19 protein-coding genes are annotated in these 17,211 nt (G+C 61.0%); 11 read left to right on the forward strand and 8 right to left on the reverse strand.

Annotated features, from left to right (window positions below; translation table 11 throughout):
- The first annotated feature begins 49 nt into the window (after nucleotides 1-49).
- The 5 genes from ACP148_RS03910 to ACP148_RS03930 are packed head-to-tail and all read left to right on the forward strand — an operon-like array spanning nucleotide 50 to nucleotide 5,280.
- Nucleotides 50-424 carry an endonuclease domain-containing protein gene (locus ACP148_RS03910; RefSeq protein ID WP_421951286.1) on the forward strand — a complete coding sequence of 125 codons (375 nt, stop codon included), beginning with the start codon at nucleotides 50-52 and terminating at the stop codon, nucleotides 422-424.
- Nucleotides 425-2,425, forward strand: coding sequence for an acetyl-CoA carboxylase biotin carboxylase subunit (locus ACP148_RS03915; RefSeq protein ID WP_421951287.1), 2,001 nt, complete (start codon nucleotides 425-427; stop codon nucleotides 2,423-2,425).
- The gene (scpA, locus tag ACP148_RS03920) at nucleotides 2,425-4,542 is read left to right on the forward strand and encodes a methylmalonyl-CoA mutase (RefSeq protein ID WP_421951288.1); all 2,118 of its coding nucleotides are present in this window, start codon (nucleotides 2,425-2,427) and stop codon (nucleotides 4,540-4,542) included. The genes ACP148_RS03915 and scpA overlap by 1 nt, the downstream gene beginning before the upstream one ends.
- A complete protein-coding gene (mce, locus tag ACP148_RS03925; protein ID WP_421951289.1) occupies nucleotides 4,539-4,964 on the forward strand; it encodes a methylmalonyl-CoA epimerase in 426 nt (141 codons plus the stop codon). The genes scpA and mce overlap by 4 nt, the downstream gene beginning before the upstream one ends.
- Nucleotides 4,965-4,998: 34 nt before the next feature.
- Nucleotides 4,999-5,280 (forward strand): hypothetical protein, encoded by a 282-nt coding sequence (locus tag ACP148_RS03930; protein WP_421951290.1) that lies wholly within the window; start codon nucleotides 4,999-5,001, stop codon nucleotides 5,278-5,280.
- A gap of 6 nt (nucleotides 5,281-5,286) precedes the next feature.
- Here ACP148_RS03930 and ACP148_RS03935 read toward each other — a convergent pair whose 3' ends face one another.
- Genes ACP148_RS03935 through ACP148_RS03950 form a run of 4 tightly spaced genes read right to left on the reverse strand, consistent with a single transcriptional unit; the run spans nucleotide 5,287 to nucleotide 9,218 of the window.
- Nucleotides 5,287-5,613: a DMT family transporter gene (locus tag ACP148_RS03935; protein WP_421951291.1), complete on the reverse strand. Its 327-nt coding sequence runs from the start codon at nucleotides 5,611-5,613 to the stop codon at nucleotides 5,287-5,289.
- The gene (gene murD / locus ACP148_RS03940; RefSeq protein WP_421951292.1) at nucleotides 5,610-6,896 is read right to left on the reverse strand and encodes a UDP-N-acetylmuramoyl-L-alanine--D-glutamate ligase; all 1,287 of its coding nucleotides are present in this window, start codon (nucleotides 6,894-6,896) and stop codon (nucleotides 5,610-5,612) included. The genes ACP148_RS03935 and murD overlap by 4 nt, the downstream gene beginning before the upstream one ends.
- Nucleotides 6,886-8,220, reverse strand: coding sequence for a hypothetical protein (locus ACP148_RS03945; RefSeq protein WP_421951517.1), 1,335 nt, complete (start codon nucleotides 8,218-8,220; stop codon nucleotides 6,886-6,888). The genes murD and ACP148_RS03945 overlap by 11 nt, the downstream gene beginning before the upstream one ends.
- A gap of 47 nt (nucleotides 8,221-8,267) precedes the next feature.
- Nucleotides 8,268-9,218, reverse strand: coding sequence for a metallophosphoesterase family protein (locus ACP148_RS03950; RefSeq protein WP_421951293.1), 951 nt, complete (start codon nucleotides 9,216-9,218; stop codon nucleotides 8,268-8,270).
- 135 nt (nucleotides 9,219-9,353) lie between these two features.
- Here ACP148_RS03950 and ACP148_RS03955 point away from each other — a divergent pair, with 135 nt between their 5' ends.
- Nucleotides 9,354-9,818, forward strand: coding sequence for an NUDIX domain-containing protein (locus ACP148_RS03955; protein WP_421951294.1), 465 nt, complete (start codon nucleotides 9,354-9,356; stop codon nucleotides 9,816-9,818).
- An 8-nt stretch (nucleotides 9,819-9,826) separates the two neighbouring features.
- Here ACP148_RS03955 and ACP148_RS03960 read toward each other — a convergent pair whose 3' ends face one another.
- Nucleotides 9,827-10,786, reverse strand: a complete 960-nt coding sequence (locus ACP148_RS03960; RefSeq protein ID WP_421951295.1) for a glutathione S-transferase family protein — start codon at nucleotides 10,784-10,786, stop codon at nucleotides 9,827-9,829.
- A 267-nt stretch (nucleotides 10,787-11,053) separates the two neighbouring features.
- Between ACP148_RS03960 and ACP148_RS03965 the strand changes: the two genes are divergently transcribed.
- Genes ACP148_RS03965 through ACP148_RS03975 form a run of 3 tightly spaced genes read left to right on the forward strand, consistent with a single transcriptional unit; the run spans nucleotide 11,054 to nucleotide 13,435 of the window.
- On the forward strand, nucleotides 11,054-11,593 hold the full coding sequence (locus ACP148_RS03965) for a GNAT family N-acetyltransferase (protein WP_421951296.1): 540 nt from the start codon (nucleotides 11,054-11,056) through the stop codon (nucleotides 11,591-11,593).
- Between the two features lie 20 nt (nucleotides 11,594-11,613).
- Complete coding sequence (locus ACP148_RS03970; RefSeq protein ID WP_421951297.1) at nucleotides 11,614-12,243, forward strand: CoA pyrophosphatase; 630 nt, start codon at nucleotides 11,614-11,616, stop codon at nucleotides 12,241-12,243.
- A complete protein-coding gene (locus tag ACP148_RS03975) occupies nucleotides 12,233-13,435 on the forward strand; it encodes a CCA tRNA nucleotidyltransferase (RefSeq protein ID WP_421951298.1) in 1,203 nt (400 codons plus the stop codon). The genes ACP148_RS03970 and ACP148_RS03975 overlap by 11 nt, the downstream gene beginning before the upstream one ends.
- A gap of 1 nt (nucleotide 13,436) precedes the next feature.
- Here ACP148_RS03975 and ACP148_RS03980 read toward each other — a convergent pair whose 3' ends face one another.
- The 3 genes from ACP148_RS03980 to ACP148_RS03990 form a co-directional block, all read right to left on the reverse strand.
- The gene (locus tag ACP148_RS03980) at nucleotides 13,437-13,622 is read right to left on the reverse strand and encodes a DUF1059 domain-containing protein (protein WP_421951299.1); all 186 of its coding nucleotides are present in this window, start codon (nucleotides 13,620-13,622) and stop codon (nucleotides 13,437-13,439) included.
- 74 nt (nucleotides 13,623-13,696) lie between these two features.
- Nucleotides 13,697-14,593: an oxygen-dependent coproporphyrinogen oxidase gene (gene hemF / locus ACP148_RS03985; RefSeq protein WP_421951300.1), complete on the reverse strand. Its 897-nt coding sequence runs from the start codon at nucleotides 14,591-14,593 to the stop codon at nucleotides 13,697-13,699.
- A gap of 103 nt (nucleotides 14,594-14,696) precedes the next feature.
- Nucleotides 14,697-15,167: a tRNA (cytidine(34)-2'-O)-methyltransferase gene (locus tag ACP148_RS03990; RefSeq protein WP_421951301.1), complete on the reverse strand. Its 471-nt coding sequence runs from the start codon at nucleotides 15,165-15,167 to the stop codon at nucleotides 14,697-14,699.
- Between the two features lie 229 nt (nucleotides 15,168-15,396).
- Here ACP148_RS03990 and petA point away from each other — a divergent pair, with 229 nt between their 5' ends.
- Both petA and ACP148_RS04000 read left to right on the forward strand, forming a co-directional pair.
- Entirely contained in the window at nucleotides 15,397-15,921 is a 525-nt protein-coding gene (gene petA, locus ACP148_RS03995) for a ubiquinol-cytochrome c reductase iron-sulfur subunit (RefSeq protein WP_421951302.1), read from the forward strand.
- Between the two features lie 14 nt (nucleotides 15,922-15,935).
- A complete protein-coding gene (locus ACP148_RS04000) occupies nucleotides 15,936-17,189 on the forward strand; it encodes a cytochrome b (RefSeq protein WP_421951303.1) in 1,254 nt (417 codons plus the stop codon).
- The last annotated feature ends 22 nt before the right edge of the window (nucleotides 17,190-17,211 follow it).

Here is a 17,211-nt window from a genome sequence, read left to right on the forward strand (position 1 = left end):
CACCTCCCCCCTTGCGGGGGAGGATGGGAGGGGGGATCGGCGAAAGCCGATGAATGGCATGACCGTCCAGCTTGCTCAAAAGTTGCGTTCCAATCCAACCGAGGCTGAAAAGCGGATGTGGCGGTTGCTGCATCCTTTTCGTACAGGCGGCTTTCACTTTCGTAAGCAAGTGGCGATGGGGCCTTATGTCGCCGACTTCGCGTGCCATCGCGCTGCCCTTGTTATCGAAATCGATGGCGGGCAGCATTACACCGAGGCTGGAAGGGTCACCGACGGCCCGAGGACCGAATATCTGGGCCAGAAAGGCTATGAGGTGCTTCGGTTTTCCAATCTCGACGTGTTGCAAAATCCCGACGGCGTCTATGATCGTATTCATAGATATCTTGCTGGCTTCAACCCGCGGCCGCGCAAAAGGACAAACTGAATGTTCTCCAAAATCCTCATAGCCAATCGCGGGGAGATCGCCTGCCGGGTGATCGATACGGCGAAAAAGATGGGCATCGCGACGGTCGCCGTTTATTCCGACGCCGACAAGGATGCGCTGCATGTGCGGGTGGCCGATGAGGCGGTCCATATCGGTCCGGCCCCGGCGGCGCAAAGCTATCTCGATATTGAAAAGATCATTGCCGCCTGCAGGCAGACCGGCGCCGTGGCGGTGCATCCGGGATATGGGTTCCTGTCGGAAAATCCCGCCTTTGCCGAACGCCTGCGGCAGGAGGGGATCTATTTCATCGGACCGCCGGTCAGGGCCATCGAGGCGATGGGGGACAAGATCACCTCCAAGAAAATCGCTGCAGAGGCGGGGGTTTCGACGGTTCCGGGCCATATGGGACTGATCGCAGATGCCGCCGAAGGGGCGAAAATCGCCAAATCCATCGGCTATCCGGTGATGATCAAGGCGTCGGCCGGTGGCGGTGGAAAGGGCATGCGCATCGCGCGCTCGGACCGGGACGTCAAGGAAGCCTTCGAACGCTCGAAATCGGAAGCGGCGGCTTCGTTCGGCGACGACCGGATTTTCATCGAAAAATATATCGAAGAGCCGCGCCATATCGAAATCCAGGTGCTGGCCGATGGGCAGGGCAATTGCATCCATCTGGGCGAACGCGAATGTTCCATCCAGCGCCGCAACCAGAAGGTGATCGAGGAGGCTCCTTCGCCATTCCTCGATGCCGGAACGCGCGAGAAAATGGGCTCGCAGGCGGTGGCGCTCGCCAAGGCGGTCAATTATGTCAGTGCCGGGACCGTTGAATTTATCGTCGATAAAGACCGCAACTTCTATTTCCTCGAAATGAACACGCGGCTGCAGGTCGAACACCCGGTGACCGAACTGGTGACAGGGCTCGATCTGGTCGAGGAAATGATCCGCATCGCCGACGGGGAAGCGCTGCGCTGGGGCCAGGCGGATGTGCGGCTGGAAGGCTGGGCGGTCGAGGCGCGCATATATGCCGAAGACCCCTATCGCAATTTCCTGCCCTCGACGGGCCGGCTCAAACGCTATCGTCCTCCCGCAGAGGAAGCCTCGGCGCATCTTGTGGTGCGCAACGATACGGGCGTCGATGAGGGCGGCGGGATCAGCCCCTATTACGATCCGATGGTGGCGAAGCTGGTGACCTGGGCTCCAACGCGCATCGAAGCGATCGATGGATTGGCGGTGGCTCTGGACCAGTTCGAAATCGACGGGATCGGCAACAACATCCCGTTCCTTTCTTCGGTCACCCAGCAACGGCGTTTTCGCGAGGGATTGCTTTCCACCAACTATATCGCCGATGAGTTTCCCGACGGGTTTTCCGGCGTTGCGCTTGACGACGATACGTTGCTTACACTGGCGGCACTTGCCTGCCGCGCCAGTTTTCAGCTCGAAACACGCGGCTTTATCGAACCCGCGCCGCTCAGCAGCGGGCATGTGATTGCGGAACGGAGCGTGTTGATCGGGGATCGGCGCTGGGATTTTTCCATTCCCAAATCCGACGAGTCTTTCGTGCTGATGACCGATGACGGCCAGCCGCTGCTGATCGAGGACGGCTGGCAGCCGGGCGCGAGCCTGACGGCGACGGAAATCGATGGCCGCACGCTGCATGTTAAAATGGACCGGGTGACTTCGGGCTTTCGCATGCGCTATCGCGGCGCCGATATCATCGCCAAGGTGGTGATGCCGCACGTGGCCGACCTGATGCGGCACATGCTGCAAAAGACGCCGCCCGACATGAGCCAGTTCCTGTTGTGCCCGATGCCGGGGCAGATCGTGCGTGTCGATGTCGCCGAAGGCGATATCGTCGAGGAGGGCCAGCCGCTGGCCATCGTCGAGGCGATGAAGATGGAGAACGTGCTGCGCGCCGAGCGCAAGGCCCGGGTCGCCAGTCTCAAGGCCGGGGCAGGAGACGTTTTGGCCGTCGATGCGGTCATCATGGAGTTTGAGGCTGTGTGATGAGCAAATCTCCGCGCGATATCTGGTCTCATATCGCCGTCAAAGAGCTGCGCGACACCCCACTCGAAAACCTCAAGCGCGACTATGGCGGGCTCGAAATCGAGCCGGTCTATCTGGGCGAAGGCGGGTCCATCCCTGGTGTCGAGCCGTTCACGCGCGGTGTTCGGGCGACGATGTATGCAAACCGGCCCTGGACCATAAGGCAATATGCAGGGTTTTCGACCGCCGAGGAGAGCAACAGGTTTTATCGCCGGGCGCTGGAGCGCGGCCAGAAAGGGCTGTCGGTCGCTTTCGATCTGGCGACCCATCGCGGTTACGATTCCGATCATCCGCGTGTTGTCGGCGATGTGGGCAAAGCCGGGGTGGCGATCGATTCCGTCGAGGACATGAAGCTGTTGTTCGACGGCATTCCGCTCGACGAGATGAGCGTTTCGATGACCATGAACGGGGCGGTGATCCCGGTTCTGGCCATGTTCATCGTTGCGGCCGAAGATCAGGGTGTGCCACCCGAAAAACTCTCCGGGACCATTCAGAACGACATTTTGAAGGAGTTCATGGTCCGCAACACCTACATCTATCCGCCCGAGCCTTCGATGCGGATCGTGGGCGACATCATCGCCTATACCGCCGAGCATATGCCGAAGTTCAACTCGATCTCGATCTCGGGCTATCACATGCATGAGGCCGGGGCGACGGCGATCCAGGAGCTTGCCTATACGCTGGCCGACGGAATGGAATATGTGCGGGCGGCCCAGACGCGAGGGCTCGATATCGACAAATTTGCCGGGCGGCTGTCGTTCTTTTTCGGTATCGGAATGAATTTCTTTGTCGAGGTGGCAAAGCTGCGCGCGGCGCGCACGCTGTGGTCCAGGATCATGACCGATCTGGGCGCGACCGATCCGCGCTCGAAAATGCTGCGCACCCATTGCCAGACCTCGGGCGTTTCGCTGACCGAACAGGACCCCTACAACAATGTCGTCCGCACCGCCTATGAAGCGCTGGCGGCGGTGTTGGGGGGCACGCAGAGCCTGCACACCAATTCCTTCGATGAAGCGATTGCGCTGCCGTCGGAAACCTCCTCGCGCATCGCGCGCAACACCCAACTTATCCTGCAGCACGAAACAAAGATCACCGATGTGGTCGATCCGCTGGGCGGTTCCTATTATGTCGAGGACCTTACCCGTCAGCTTGTCGAAAAGGCGCAAGCCCTGATCGATGAAGTCGAGGCGCAGGGCGGGATGACCAAGGCCGTGCAGTCGGGCGAACCCAAGCTGGCCATCGAAAAGGCAGCGGCCATCCGCCAGGCTGCGATCGATCGCGGCGAAGAGGTCATCGTTGGCGTCAACCGCTACAGGCTCGATAGCGAAGACCCCATTGAAACGCTCGAAATCGACAACGCGAAGGTACGGGCCGGGCAGATCGCCCGGCTTGAAACCATAAGGCGCACGCGCGATGAAGCGCGTTGCCGGTCGGCGCTCGATGCCTTGCGCGAATATGCGGCAATGGACGAGGGCAATCTGCTCGACGCCGCCGTGGCCGCCGCGCGGGCCCGCGCCACGCTGGGGGAGATTTCGCAGGCCATGGAGGACGTGTTCGGCCGCTACGATGCGACCACGCGGGTGTTATCGGGGGTCTATTCACAAAGCTATGCGGGCGATCCTCAATATGATGAGATCGCGCGGCGTATCGAGGGCTTCAAAGGCTCATACGGTCGCGCGCCAGCGCTGTTCATCGCCAAGATGGGCCAGGACGGCCATGACCGCGGCGCCAAGATCATCGCGACGGCCTTCGCCGATCTGGGCTTTGTCGTGCATATGGGCTCGTTGTTTGAAACCCCGCACGAAGTGGCGGCCCATGCCGACGAGCTTGGCGTGGACGCGGTCGGCGTTTCGTCGCTGGCGGCGGGGCACAAGACGCTGGTGCCCGAATTGATCGCTGCGCTCAGGGGCCGAGGGCTCAACGATGTGGCCGTCGTGGTCGGCGGCGTTATCCCCAGTGCCGATTATGATTTTCTGCGCGAGGCCGGGGTCCTCGATATTTTCGGTCCGGGCACCAATGTGCTCGATGCCGCCTTTTCGGTGCTCAACGCCATAGAGGGGAGATTGAGCAACCGATGATCGGCCGGGTCAACCACATCGCCATAGCGGTACCGGATCTGAATGCAGCGGTGCGCCGCTACCGCGAGATGCTGGGCGCCAGTATTTCGGACGTGCAGGACTTGCCCGAGCACGGCGTGCGGGTCGTCTTCGTCGATACGGGCAACACCAAGGTCGAACTGCTCGAACCGCTTGGGAAAACCTCGCCCATTGCCGCGTTCCTCGAGCGCAATCCCGACGGCGGCATGCATCATATCTGTTATGAAGTTGCCGACATCAACGCGTCGGTGCGGCGGTTGATTGAAAGCGGGGCGCGGGTGCTCGGCGATGGAAAGCCCAAAATCGGCGCGCATGGGCTGCCTGTCATCTTCCTTCACCCCAAGGATTTCGACGGCACGCTGATCGAGCTCGAAGAGGTCAAACCCGATTTCGCCCCTGCCTAACAGATTGTTAACCGCCAGCGCGCATCATCATTTCATGAGTAACACCGTCTCTACCGGCTTCAAGAAGATGAACTGGGTGTCCAAGAAAACAGCTTGGCAGGAGATGCAGCTTGCCCGGCAGAAGCGCATGGCTTCCGCCGAGCGCCTCGACAGGATGAACACCGCTGCCTTTGGCTTTCAGAGAGCCCAGACCATGCAGATTCAGGGCGTGGGCGAACTCGCCGCGCAAAGCGCGCAGGCCAGGATGGAGGCTCAGGTCAAGGAGATGCGGGCAGAGCTTGAAAAACGCTATGCAAGCTTTTCCAAGATTGCCTGATCGCCCTTAGTGCCCCGCCCGTGAAAAGGCGTTGATGACGATAACGCCCGCGATAATCAGCCCCATGCCCAGGATGGCGGGCAGGTCGAGCGCCTGCCTGTAGATCACCCAGCCAACAATCGAGATCAGCACGATCCCCAATCCCGACCAGACCGCATAGGCGATGCCGACCGGCAGGGTGCGCAGGGTGAGCGAAAGAAAATAGAACGCCGCCGCATAGCCAACGATCACGATGACCGATGGCACAAGGTTGGTGAAGCCGTTGGCGGCCTTGAGCGCGGAAGTCGCGATCACCTCGCCGACGATGGCGCAGAGCAGAAAGACATAGGTCATCGATTTTCTCCGCCGAAATGCTGGCGGGCGAGGGCCTTGAACCGGTCGCCGCGTTCCTCGAAATTCTTGAACTGGTTGTAGCTTGGCGCGCCGGGCGAGAGGATAACGGTGTCGAACACATGTCCGGCACTGGCCAGGGCCTGCATCGCTTCGTCCAGCGTCGAACACTCGGCGATAGGGATCGGAGTGTTGTTGCGAACGGCCTGGGCGAGCCGCGTGCCGGTGACCGGCAGGGAACAGAGCATCACGACGCTTGTCAGCCCCATCAGGTTGGCCAGGTCGGTATAGTCCTGCTGGCGCTCATGGCCGCCGGCGATCAGAGCGATTTTCTTGCCCTTGTAGGCGGCGAGCGCCACCTTGGTGGCTTCCGGCGTCGTGGAAATGGAGTCATCGACGAAAAGGATATCGCCGACCATCAATTCCTCTAGCCGGTGGGGCAGGGGAATGAAGGCCTCGATGCCTGCAAATATGCCCTCACGCGTGGCTCCGGCGGCGAGCGCGATGGCGGCTGCCAGCCGCGCATTGTCGTGGTTGTGGGCGCCCTTGAGGCGCGAATTCATCGCCGCCATCAGGATTTCGTCGGCAAGCTCGATGTCGAGCGCCGGGATGCGTTTGGTGGAGGCAGGAATTGTGCTGATGACGCGCTCGACGGTGGCGGCTTGAGGGCCGACTGCCACCAGATTGGGCCCTTTGGCGATCAGGTTGAGCTTGTCGCGGTAATAGGCGTCGAGCCCGCCGTGCCAATCGACATGCTCGGGATAGAGGTTGGAAATCGCGGCGATGTCAGGCGCGAAATCGATATCGGCGGTCTGGTAGGAGGAAAGTTCGAGCACCACGGTTTGCGCGCTGCCGGCGGCATCGAGCGGGGGAATGCCCACATTGCCGGCCAGCACCGCATCGACCCCGGATTTTTCCAGCATCAGATGGACGAGCGTGGCTGTGGTCGACTTGCCTTTGGTGCCCGAGATCGCCACCACGGTGCGGCCCTCTCGGAAATGGGCGCCCCAGATGTTGAGGTTGGACGTTATCGGCACACCGGCAGCGCGGGCGGCGTCGAAAACAGGCTTGTAGAGCGATACGCCGGGGCTTTTGACGATGGTGCCGAAGCGCGAGACCTGGTTTGCTTCATCGGGCGGAATGAAGCTGGCGCCGTCGAGTTCGGCCACGCCGTCATCGGTGGTCACGAACAATTCGAGATCGGGATAGGTGCGGCGCAGGAAGGCCGCTGTGGAGCGGGCTTCGCGGCCGGCGCCGTAGAGAAGGACGGGGCCATCAATTTTCATGGGGTGCAACCGCGCTTTTGACGTCGTCGGGAATGAGATGATCGGTGCTGTCGGCCATGAACTCCTCATAGGCCGAGTGCAGGCGCGCCGCGCCATAAAACGCTTCGAGATCGGGCTTGAGGGCCTCAACGACAGCGCTGTCGCGCCAGTCGGGGTGGTCGGCGATGCGCCAGAGGCACGCTGCCGCCTCGAGGATTTCTCCGACACATTCCCATGGCTTGTGGCCCGAAAGGCCGGTCAGTTCGCGATAAGGGGCGATGTTGTCGGGATTATCGAGGACGTTCTGGCCGAAAATTTTTGTCAGGCGATCCTTGTCCATGTGGGGAGCAAAGATCAGGAAGACGAAATGGCATTTGGGGCACTCGCCGCACCAGAGCGGGCCGTCATGGCCCGCAAGGCGGAAATTGCGGTTGCAGCTCGAAAACACGTCATCGTAGCGGTTCGATCGGGCGAACAGTGCTGCGATACGGGCCTCGGAATAGGGACGGAGCAGGGAGAAATACTCCAGTGCATCCAATGTCGCCGCCGAAAGCACGTCGCGGATGGCGCGCTCGAAATCGATCGATTTGGAATATTGATGATTGGCCTGGCGCCCGTCGAACTCGATATTGCCCTCGCTGGCCGAGCGTTCGTTGGAGAGGACGATATTTCCGTATCCGTACAAAAGGCCGGCGAGGGCGGCGATCATCGAATTGATGGCGGTCGAGGGCACGTGGCCGTTGTAATAACCCGGTTTCTGACCGAGCGCGATCATTTCGGGATCGAGAGTGCGCTCGACGGTCAGAAAGGGCAGGCCGGCGCGTTCGGCTGAGGTCAGGATCGGACCCTTGGGATTGACCGCAAAAAGGCTCATTTTGGCCCCGGCGCTTTCGAGCAATTGCACGCTGACCAGCGAATCCTTGCCGCCGCCGATCAGCACCAGCGCGCGATCGGGAAGGGTCAGGGGTACGCTATTCTCGCGCGGCGTACCGGCGGTGATGGCGAGGCGTCCAAACCGCTTGAGATCGTTGCGGGCGTAGAATTCGCCCAGCCCGTTCTCATAAACGTCGAGCACAAAGGCGCGCTGTGCCTGTGAAAGAGCGAGTGCGGTCGCATCGATTTCAAATGGCGCGAGCAGCTTGAAATAGCTCACGCCGAGCACGGCGGCCGTCAGATCGAGCACAACGGCGAAGGCCGCCGTATCAGCCCTGGCCGTATCCAGTTCGGCGGCGGGAAAGCGCAGTGTCTCGACAAAGGCGTGCCCGGCCAGCCGATAGCCGAATCGCGCCTCCCCCGTGGCGGCGTCGAAAACCGGGGCATCGATGATGAAAGAAGTCTGGCTCACGCTCTCGCCCTGCGCCGCTTGAGATGGCGCGCTGAATCACTTGCTGTTTAATATATGCGCATTTGCAGCCGCAATGCGATCTCGTCACCGATGCGCTGATAGCCATATTCGCGCATGGCGCAGGTCCATTCGGACCCGACTTTCTCGATACGGAAAAGATTGTAGCGCCCGGGAGCATCATGTCCCTCGGGCGCTGCCGAGGCGGCGGCCACGCCAATCACCGGAATTTCCTGGGACGGGCCGGGTATGGCGTTCACCGACGAGAGATGGGTGTGGCCGTGCAGGATCATTTCGGCACCGGCCTGTTTGAGCACGGCGCGGAAATCGCTGCCGTCCCACAGTCCGAGGCGCCTGGAGTCGGCGAATTCGGCATGAGGGGGATGGTGGATCATCACGATACGGAAATACCCTGCTGCCCCAAGCAGGGTCAGCAGTTTGCGCAGGCGCTCGATCTGGCCGGCCCCGACCTTGCCGGCGGCAAAGAATGGCGGCGTTGTGACGGCGCTGGACACGCCGATCATCGCCACCATGCCCAGACGGCGGACATAGGGAAAGGGCTGGTCGTCCAGCGTTTCCCCGCGCATGTAATTGCCGTAGGCCCCAAGCGCCTTGTCGAGAGCACCAGCAACGTAAGCGTCATGGTTTCCGGGGATCGCGCAGACCTTTTCGGGACTTCCCAGCCCGATGAACCAGTTGGCCGCCCTTAAGATTTCCTCATCGAGCGCCAGATTGACCATGTCGCCGGTAACCGCCGTCATGTCGGGATTGTGGGCTTTGAGATGGCCGAGCAGTGCCGTCAGCGTTTCGGGGCGCATGTCTCCGCGCCGCTTGAACTGCCAGTTCAGCCAGCCGGTGAGGCGCTTGGAGGCCAGTTCACGCGGGGTGATGAGGGGGAGCGGCGCGAGATGAACGTCGGAAATATGGGCAAGGGTAATCATCGGTCGCACTATTGGCATGCCGGCTACGGCAAGAAAATGGCCGATTGCCGCCTTTGCCACAATTTGTCATGTGTTGCCGGTTATAGCGCGTCCAGCAAAAGTGGAAACGGTTTTGCGGTTCGGACGCGCGACGAAAGCAAGGACTTAGATCAAACCAGCGATTCGAAGAAAAGCGGGCTTGATCTAGGAGCGGTCATGGCCAGAGGTTGGAAAAGACATGCGTTCGGCGCGTTGCTGCGCCTACGCGGCATTTACAAGCACCTGACGCTGGGCGCCCGCGCCGCGGTCATTGTCGAGGGAAAGGTGTTGCTGGTGCGGCACGGCTATGTCGCGGGCTGGCAAATGCCCGGCGGCGGCGTCGATCCGGGCGAGACCGCCGAGCAGGCCGCGCGCCGCGAAGTGCTCGAGGAAACCGGCTATGAGATCGAGGGCGAGATGCGGCTGTTCAGTCTCTATCACGCTACGGGATACACCGATCGCGACCATGTCGCCCTCTATGTGGGCCATGCGGCCCAACAGGTCCGGCCCTTTGTACCCGGCCGGGAAATCGTCGAAATCGGATGGTTCGCGCTGGGGGCTCTCCCCGGACCGATTGCGCCGAGCGCTGAGCGCCGCCTGGCAGAGATCGGCGAGGGCCGGACGCCCTCACCGAACTGGTAGCTCCCGCATCAATCGAGGAAGTCGAGCACCGGCCCTTCCGGAACGATTCGGGTCGGGTTGATGGTGGTGTGGCTCCAGCAATAATGGGTCTTGATGTGATCGATGTGCACGGTCTCCGCGACCCCGGGCCATTCGCACAGGGTCTTGAGATATTTCGAGAGGTGCGGGTAGTCGGCAATGCGGCGGATGTTGCATTTGAAGTGCCCGACATAAACCGCGTCGAACCGCATCAGAGTGGTGACCAGCCGCCAGTCGGCCTCAGTCGGGGTTGTGCCGGTCAAGAACGGTTGCTGGGACAAAATGCCTTCGACCCAGTCGAGGGCGTCAAACAGAGCGATAACCGCTTCGGTGTAAGCGTCTTGCGTTGTCGCAAAACCGGCCTTGTAAACGCCGTTGTTGATGTCGTTGTAGACCCGTTCATTGATGCGGTCGATTTCGTCGCGCTTGTCGCGGGGATAGAAGTCGAGCGTGTTTCCGGTGATTTCATTGAATGCGGAATTGAACATCCGGATGATGTCGGCACTCTCATTGGAAACGATGGTCTGGCGCTGTTTGTCCCAAAGAACGGGCACGGTGACCCGGCCGGTATAGTCGGGTGCCGCTTTCGCATAGACCTGCCAGAGATAGTCCGCGCCATTGAGCGTATCGGTATCCGAGCCCAATTCGCCGGTGAAGGCCCAGCCGGTTTCGTCGGGCATTTTGGGCGACACGACGGAAACGGAAATATGATCCTCAAGACCCTTTAGGGCGCGGAAGATCAGCGTTCGGTGCGCCCAGGGGCAGGCGTAGGAGACATAGAGGTGATAGCGTCCGCTTTCGGCGGCAAAGCCATCGGTGCCCGTCGGACCGGCGGCGCCATCGGCGGTGACCCAGTTGCGGAAGGCCGACTCAGAGCGCTTGAATTTTCCGCCGGTCGATTTCGTATCGTACCACTGGGTCGACCATTTGCCGTCGATCAACTGACCCATCGCTTGTCTCCTTGTTGTGCATCTTCTGCTCGATAACGGCATATCTAGCCAGATTGTTCTCGATTATTAGACGGTTATCGCCGAACACCGTGTTCGCCTTCGATTTCGATGGACCGAAGGTATCGGTGGTGCTAAATCCGCTGGCGATATGCATTGGGAGCCCGGTTCATGATGTTCGGTATCGAGCGAGACATTCGACGACTTTAGGACGCGCCATTTCGCGCGACTGTCGTCGTATTGCCTTGATCGATCTGGATATTGTTGACAATGACCGTTCTCTCGCCACTCCCGGCCGCCACTGTTCCTACGCCCGCCGCCCTGTCCATCCGGCTCGAAACGCCGGACGATGATTCCTGGATCGAGGCGCTGCATGAGGTTTCTTTCGGCCCGGGGCGTTTTGCCCGCGCCGCCTTCCGGGTGCGTGAGCGGATCGCCGTCGATCCCGAGTTTTCCTACATCGCCGAGATTAAGGGAGAGCGCGCGGCGAGCGTGCGCATGACCCCGATCAGCGTCGGCGGGATCAACGGCTATCTGCTCGGACCGCTGATGACCGACCCCGAATTCAGAAAGCAGGGGGCCGGGCGTGCCCTTGTCAGGCATGTCTGCGACCTGGCGCTGGAACGCGAGGGTATCGCCTTTGTCATGCTGGTCGGCGATTTCGCCTATTATGGGCCCCTGGGCTTTGTCCGAACGGTGCCAAGCGCCATCACTTTTCCCGGCCCCGTTGATCCCACGCGCGTGCTGGTCCACTCTCGTGACCTAAGCATGGCGGATGCACTTGCCGGGGACGTCTTGCCCTGGGTTTAGGGTCAGGACCCGACGGGAAAATGTCGAGCGAGAGCGATATCAGGGACATCGTGACGCGGCTGTTGCCGGCGGCCGAACCCATGCCCGACGCTTCCGATCTCGTGGCAGATTTCGTCATCAGCGAGCTTGGAAATGCCGTGCCGGTTCCGGCGGCGGTGTTGATCGCGCTGGTCAAGCGCGGCACGGGTTACAATGTGCTCTATACCGAGCGGGCGACCGCCCTGCGCAAGCATTCGGGCCAAGTGGCGTTCCCCGGCGGACGGATCGATCCCGAGGATCAGGACGCCGCCTATGCCGCATTGCGCGAAGCCAATGAGGAAGTCGCCCTGCATCGTGACGACGCGGAAATTCTCGGCTACATGCCCTATTATTACACCGGCACGAATTATTTCATCACCCCGGTCGTCGCCATCGTCGATCCCCGCGCCCCCTTCGTGCCGAATCCGGGCGAGGTTGACGATGTGTTCGAGGTGCCGCTCGAAACGCTGATCGATGAAAAGAGCTACAGCATTTTTCGCGCGATCTATCGCGGAAAGGAGCGGCAAAGCTGGCAGATCGACCATGACGGTCATCGTATCTGGGGCATAACCGCCAATCTCACCCGGCGCTTTCGCGATAGCGTGTTGACGGAGCCTCGTGATGGACCGTGAGGCCGCATTGGAGCGGTTAAGGCGTGCGCCGTGGCTCGAAGCGGCGCGCCCGTTTTTCGCGTGCCTTGATGGCGCCGAAGGCCGGACACGGGCCGTTGGCGGGATCGTACGCGATACGCTGCTCGGGCTTGAGGGCGGTCGGCCCGATATCGATATGGCGAGCGAGCTTTTGCCCGATCAAGTGGCTGAACGCGGCAAAGCGGCAGGCATGAGCGTCCATCCAACGGGGATGGATCATGGCACCATGACGCTGGTTCACAACGGGCGCGTTGCGGAAGTCACGACCCTGCGCCGCGATGTGGAAACCTTCGGGCGCAAGGCGAGGGTCGCGTTCGGGACGGACTGGGCCGAGGATGCGAGACGGCGCGATTTCACCATGAACGCGCTTTATTGCGGCCCGGAGGGGGAATTGTTCGATCCGCTTGGCGGGCTAAGCGATTGCCTTGCCGGCCACGTCCGGTTCATCGGCGATCCCGATGCGCGCATCGCCGAAGACCGGCTTCGCGTCTATCGCTATTTCCGCTTTGCCGTCAGTCACGGCAACCAGCGGTTCGATCCGTCCGCCCTGGCTGCCTGCCAGCGGGCGGCCGGCGATCTTGGTGCCCTTTCGGCCGAGCGTGTCGGACACGAGATGATACGGCTGATGGCCCATCAGCGCTGTGCGGCGGCGCTGGCCGAGATGCATTCCATCGGCGTTTTGCCGGCCGAGCTTTTCTCGGCCGCGGTCCTGGCCGATTTGGGGCAACTTGAGGCAATGCCCCTTTCCATCAATGCGGAAATGCGCATGGCCGTGATCGGCATGTCGGGCGCAGCGATTGGCTTGCTCCGGGGCATGTGGAGACTTTCCAACGTCACCATTGCCCGCGTGGAACGTCTCATGGCGGCGAGCGGTCTCGCGCTTCAGGGCAAATTGGCGGAACTGGCGTATCGATACGGCAGTGAAGGGGAGGCGGCTCTGGCTATCGCCGCAACTATTGAGGGTAGGAGTGAAAGCTGGCTGACCGAGCGGTCCGGAGTCATCAGGGCAATAGAGCCGGGAGCGTTTCCCCTTTCCGGTTCCGATCTTGTTTCGACCGGATATGCGCCCGGCCCCGATCTCGGGGCCGAACTTCAAAGGCTGGAAAATCTCTGGATCGAATCCGAATTTTCACTGAACCGGGCGGCGCTTCTCGCCCTTGTCCGGCCCGCTTGAGTCAGTGACGCGTCTGAACGTCGAAAATCCGCTCCTTGATGCGCTCGACCATGTCCGGGCGCACCTCGGTTTCGCCGTGTTCGGCTCTGAGCTTTTCGACAGCCTTGCGGACCACTTCGGCCTCGCTTTCTGCCGTTGCGTGCCAGGTTGCGCCGGGTATCAGCGATCCACCGTCAAATCGTTTCATGATTGGTCCTCCGTATCCTTTCGGGTTGCACGAAGTCTAGCTTGGGGAAACGACCGGGAGCGGCGGAAGTTCCCTCAGGGCCAGTGAACGGCTGGGGGCATCGACGAGAGAATGGATTTCACATTGCCGCCGGTCTTCAGCCCGAACGTCGTGCCCCTGTCATAGAGCAGGTTGAACTCCACATACCGCCCGCGTCGCACGAGCTGTTCCTCGCGCTGCTCTTGGGTCCATGCCGTATTGAAATTGCGGCGCACCAGTTGGGGGTAGATTTCGACGAAACGACGGCCCACGTCCTGGGTAAAAGCAAAATCTGCGTCCCAGTCTCCGGTGTTGTGGCGGTCGTAGAATATCCCGCCGATGCCGCGTGGCTCGTTGCGGTGGGCGAGGAAGAAATATTCGTCGCACCAGTCCTTGTAGCGCTGGTAATCGACCTGCGCATGAGGCTCGCAGGCCGCTTTCATCGCGGCGTGGAAATCGATGCTGTCGGGATCGGTCTGGGTCCGGCGCGCGTCGAGCACCGGGGTCAGGTCGCCGCCGCCACCGAACCACCAATTGGACGTCACCACCATGCGCGTATTCATATGAACGGCGGGAACGTTGGGGTTCCAGGGATGGCCGATCACCGAAACGCCCGATGCCCAGAACTGGGCGTTTTCCTCGGTCCCGGGAATCTGCTTGGCAAACTCGGGCGAGAATTCTCCGAACACCGTGGAGATATGAACGCCCATCTTCTCAAAGACCCGGCCCTTGATGATCGACATTTCACCGCCGCCGCCGGCCGGGCGGTCCCACGCCTCGCGCTCGAACCGGCCGGGAGGCAGATCGGCGTGCGGGCCGCTCACCTCGTTCTCCAGCGCTTCGATCGCGGCGCACAGATCGTCGCGAACCGATCTGAACCAGGCGCTGGCGCGGGTCTTTTTGTCTTCGATGTCGTCGGGTAGGGGCATTGCTGTAAAAATCTGCATATTCATGGTCTGTGCCGGGTCCCTATCACGTTGGAGCGAGCGCGACCATGCGTCAGAACGGGTCGGTATGGCTTGACCGGGATCAAATGCGTCAGCGGGCCGCTGATGTTCAGGCCAGCCGCTCGAATCCACCGGTCTGTCGCAGGGCCTCTCCCAATACGATGGCTGCCGAAACGGCGACGTTGAGCGAACGAACCGTCGGTCGCATCGGTATGCGAACGCGCAAGTCGGCGCTTTCGGCTATTTCTGCGGGCACCCCGGCGCTTTCGCGTCCGACCATAACAATATCGTCGGCCTCATAGGTGGCGTCGTGATGGGGAGCGCTGGCTTTTGTGGTCAGCAGGACGAGCCGTTTTCCCAATTTTTTGCGCCAGTGCTCAAATTGGGCGTAGGTGTCGTGCTCGATCATCTCGACGCTATCGAGATAGTCCATTCCCGAGCGCTTCAGTGCTGAGCGGGAAAAAGCAAATCCCGTGGGGTGGATGATGTGGACCGGTACGTCCAGGCATGCGCCGAGCCGCAGCAGCGTTCCGGTGTTGAGGGCGATGTCGGGCTGGTAGAGCGCTAGGGCGATGGGCAATGGCAGGACCGTGGCAAGGGGTTGGCGGAAGTTTGGTGGGTATAGTGTCGCAGATCGATCAAGTCACCTTTGGCAAGGCTGGACAAGTCCATGAGACAGTGCAAAAAGAAGCCAAAAATCCGCACCGCCTGGCGGCGACGGACCCGACTCGCGTTCCCATGCGTGTAAATTACCGGCGTCCGGCGGATATCAGAACAAGTTTGTGCAGGCCTTTTGGGGATCTAGAGCTTTGGCGACAGCGAGCGAAACAAAAGCGACACGACGCGATTTTCTTTACATCGCGACCGGTGCGGTCGGTGCGGTCGGGGTGGCGGGAGCCGCCTGGCCGCTCATCAATCAATTGAACCCTGACGCGTCGGTTCTGGCCCTGGCCTCGATCCGCTTCGACGTTGCTCCGGTGGCCGAGGGCTCCTCGGTAACCATCATGTGGCGCGGGCTTCCGGTTTTCGTGCGGCACCGCACGCCGGCCGAGATCGAAGAGGCACGTGCCGTGCCGCTTTCCGAGCTCAAGGATCCCCAGACCGACGAAGAGCGCGTGCTCGAGGGTCATGAAGAATGGCTCATCATGATTGCCAACTGCACCCATCTGGGCTGCGTGCCGGTCGGGGAATCGGGCGATTACGACGGCTGGTTCTGCCCCTGCCACGGTTCGCACTACGATACCGCGGGCCGCATCCGTCGCGGGCCGGCGCCGAGGAACCTCGTCGTGCCGCCCTATGAATTCCTGTCCGACACTGTCGTGCAGATCGGTTAAGGGGAGTAGAGGGCATGGCCAATCACGCTGGCAATTATACGCCGGGCACCGGAATCGAGCGCTGGCTCGACGACCGTCTTCCCATCGTCAGGTTCTCCAAAGAACATCTGATGGATTATCCGACACCGAAGAACCTCAATTACTGGTGGACCTTCGGCGCCATTCTCACCTTCATGCTGGTCGTACAGATCGTGACCGGCGTCATTCTGGTGATGCACTACACGCCGCATGTCGACCTGGCCTTCGCCTCGGTCGAACATATCCGCCGCGACGTCAATTACGGGCGCATCATCCAGGGTACCCACGCGGTGGGCGCGTCGATGTTTTTTGCCGCCCTTTATGTCCACATTTTCCGCGGCCTCTATTACGGTTCCTACAAGGCGCCGCGCGAGGTCATCTGGATGCTCGGTGTCATCCTGTTCATTCTTCTGATGGCGACGGCCTTTATGGGCTACGTGTTGCCATGGGGGCAGATGAGCCTTTGGGGCGCGACGGTCATCACCGGCATCTTCTCGGCGATCCCGCTGGTCGGTGAAGCGATCCAGACCCTGCTGCTCGGCGGGTTCGCGGTGGCCAATCCCACGCTCAACCGCTTCTTCTCGCTCCACTATCTCATCCCCTTCTTCATCGCTGCCGTCGTCGTGCTGCACATCTGGGCGCTTCACGTGCCCGGCAACAACAACCCGACCGGCGTCGAAGTAAAGGAAAGCCGCGATACGCTGCCCTTCCATCCCTACATCACGATGAAGGATCTTTTCGCGCTCGTTGTGTTCCTGATCCCGTTCGCCTGGTTCGTGTTCTTTGCGCCCGATATTCTCGGTCACGCCGACAACTACATTCCGGGCAATCCGCAGGTGACTCCGGCCCACATCGTGCCCGAATGGTATCTGCTGCCGTTCTATACGATGCTGCGGGCCATCGACTTCAACGTGCTGTTCATCGACTCCAAGCTTGGTGGCGTCATCGCGATGGGCGGTTCGCTGCTGATCCTGTTCGTGGTGCCCTGGCTCGATACATCCAAGGTGCGCTCGGGCTCGTTCCGCCCGCTGTTCCGCCCGTTCTACTGGCTTTTCGTGATCAACTTTATTGCGCTTGCCTATCTGGGTGCGCAGTCGGCCGAGGGCATTTACGTGCTGCTGGCCAAGATCTGCACGGCCTATTATTTCGGCTACTTCCTCATCATTCTCCCGATCCTGGGACGCATCGAAAAGCCCGCGCCGCTTCCGGCCAGCATTTCGGAAAGCGTGCTTGGCAAGGCAAATGGCTGATAAGGCGCGAAGGACAACTATA

Source organism: Pelagibacterium sp. (genome assembly GCF_965249125.1).
GTDB lineage: Bacteria > Pseudomonadota > Alphaproteobacteria > Rhizobiales > Devosiaceae > Pelagibacterium.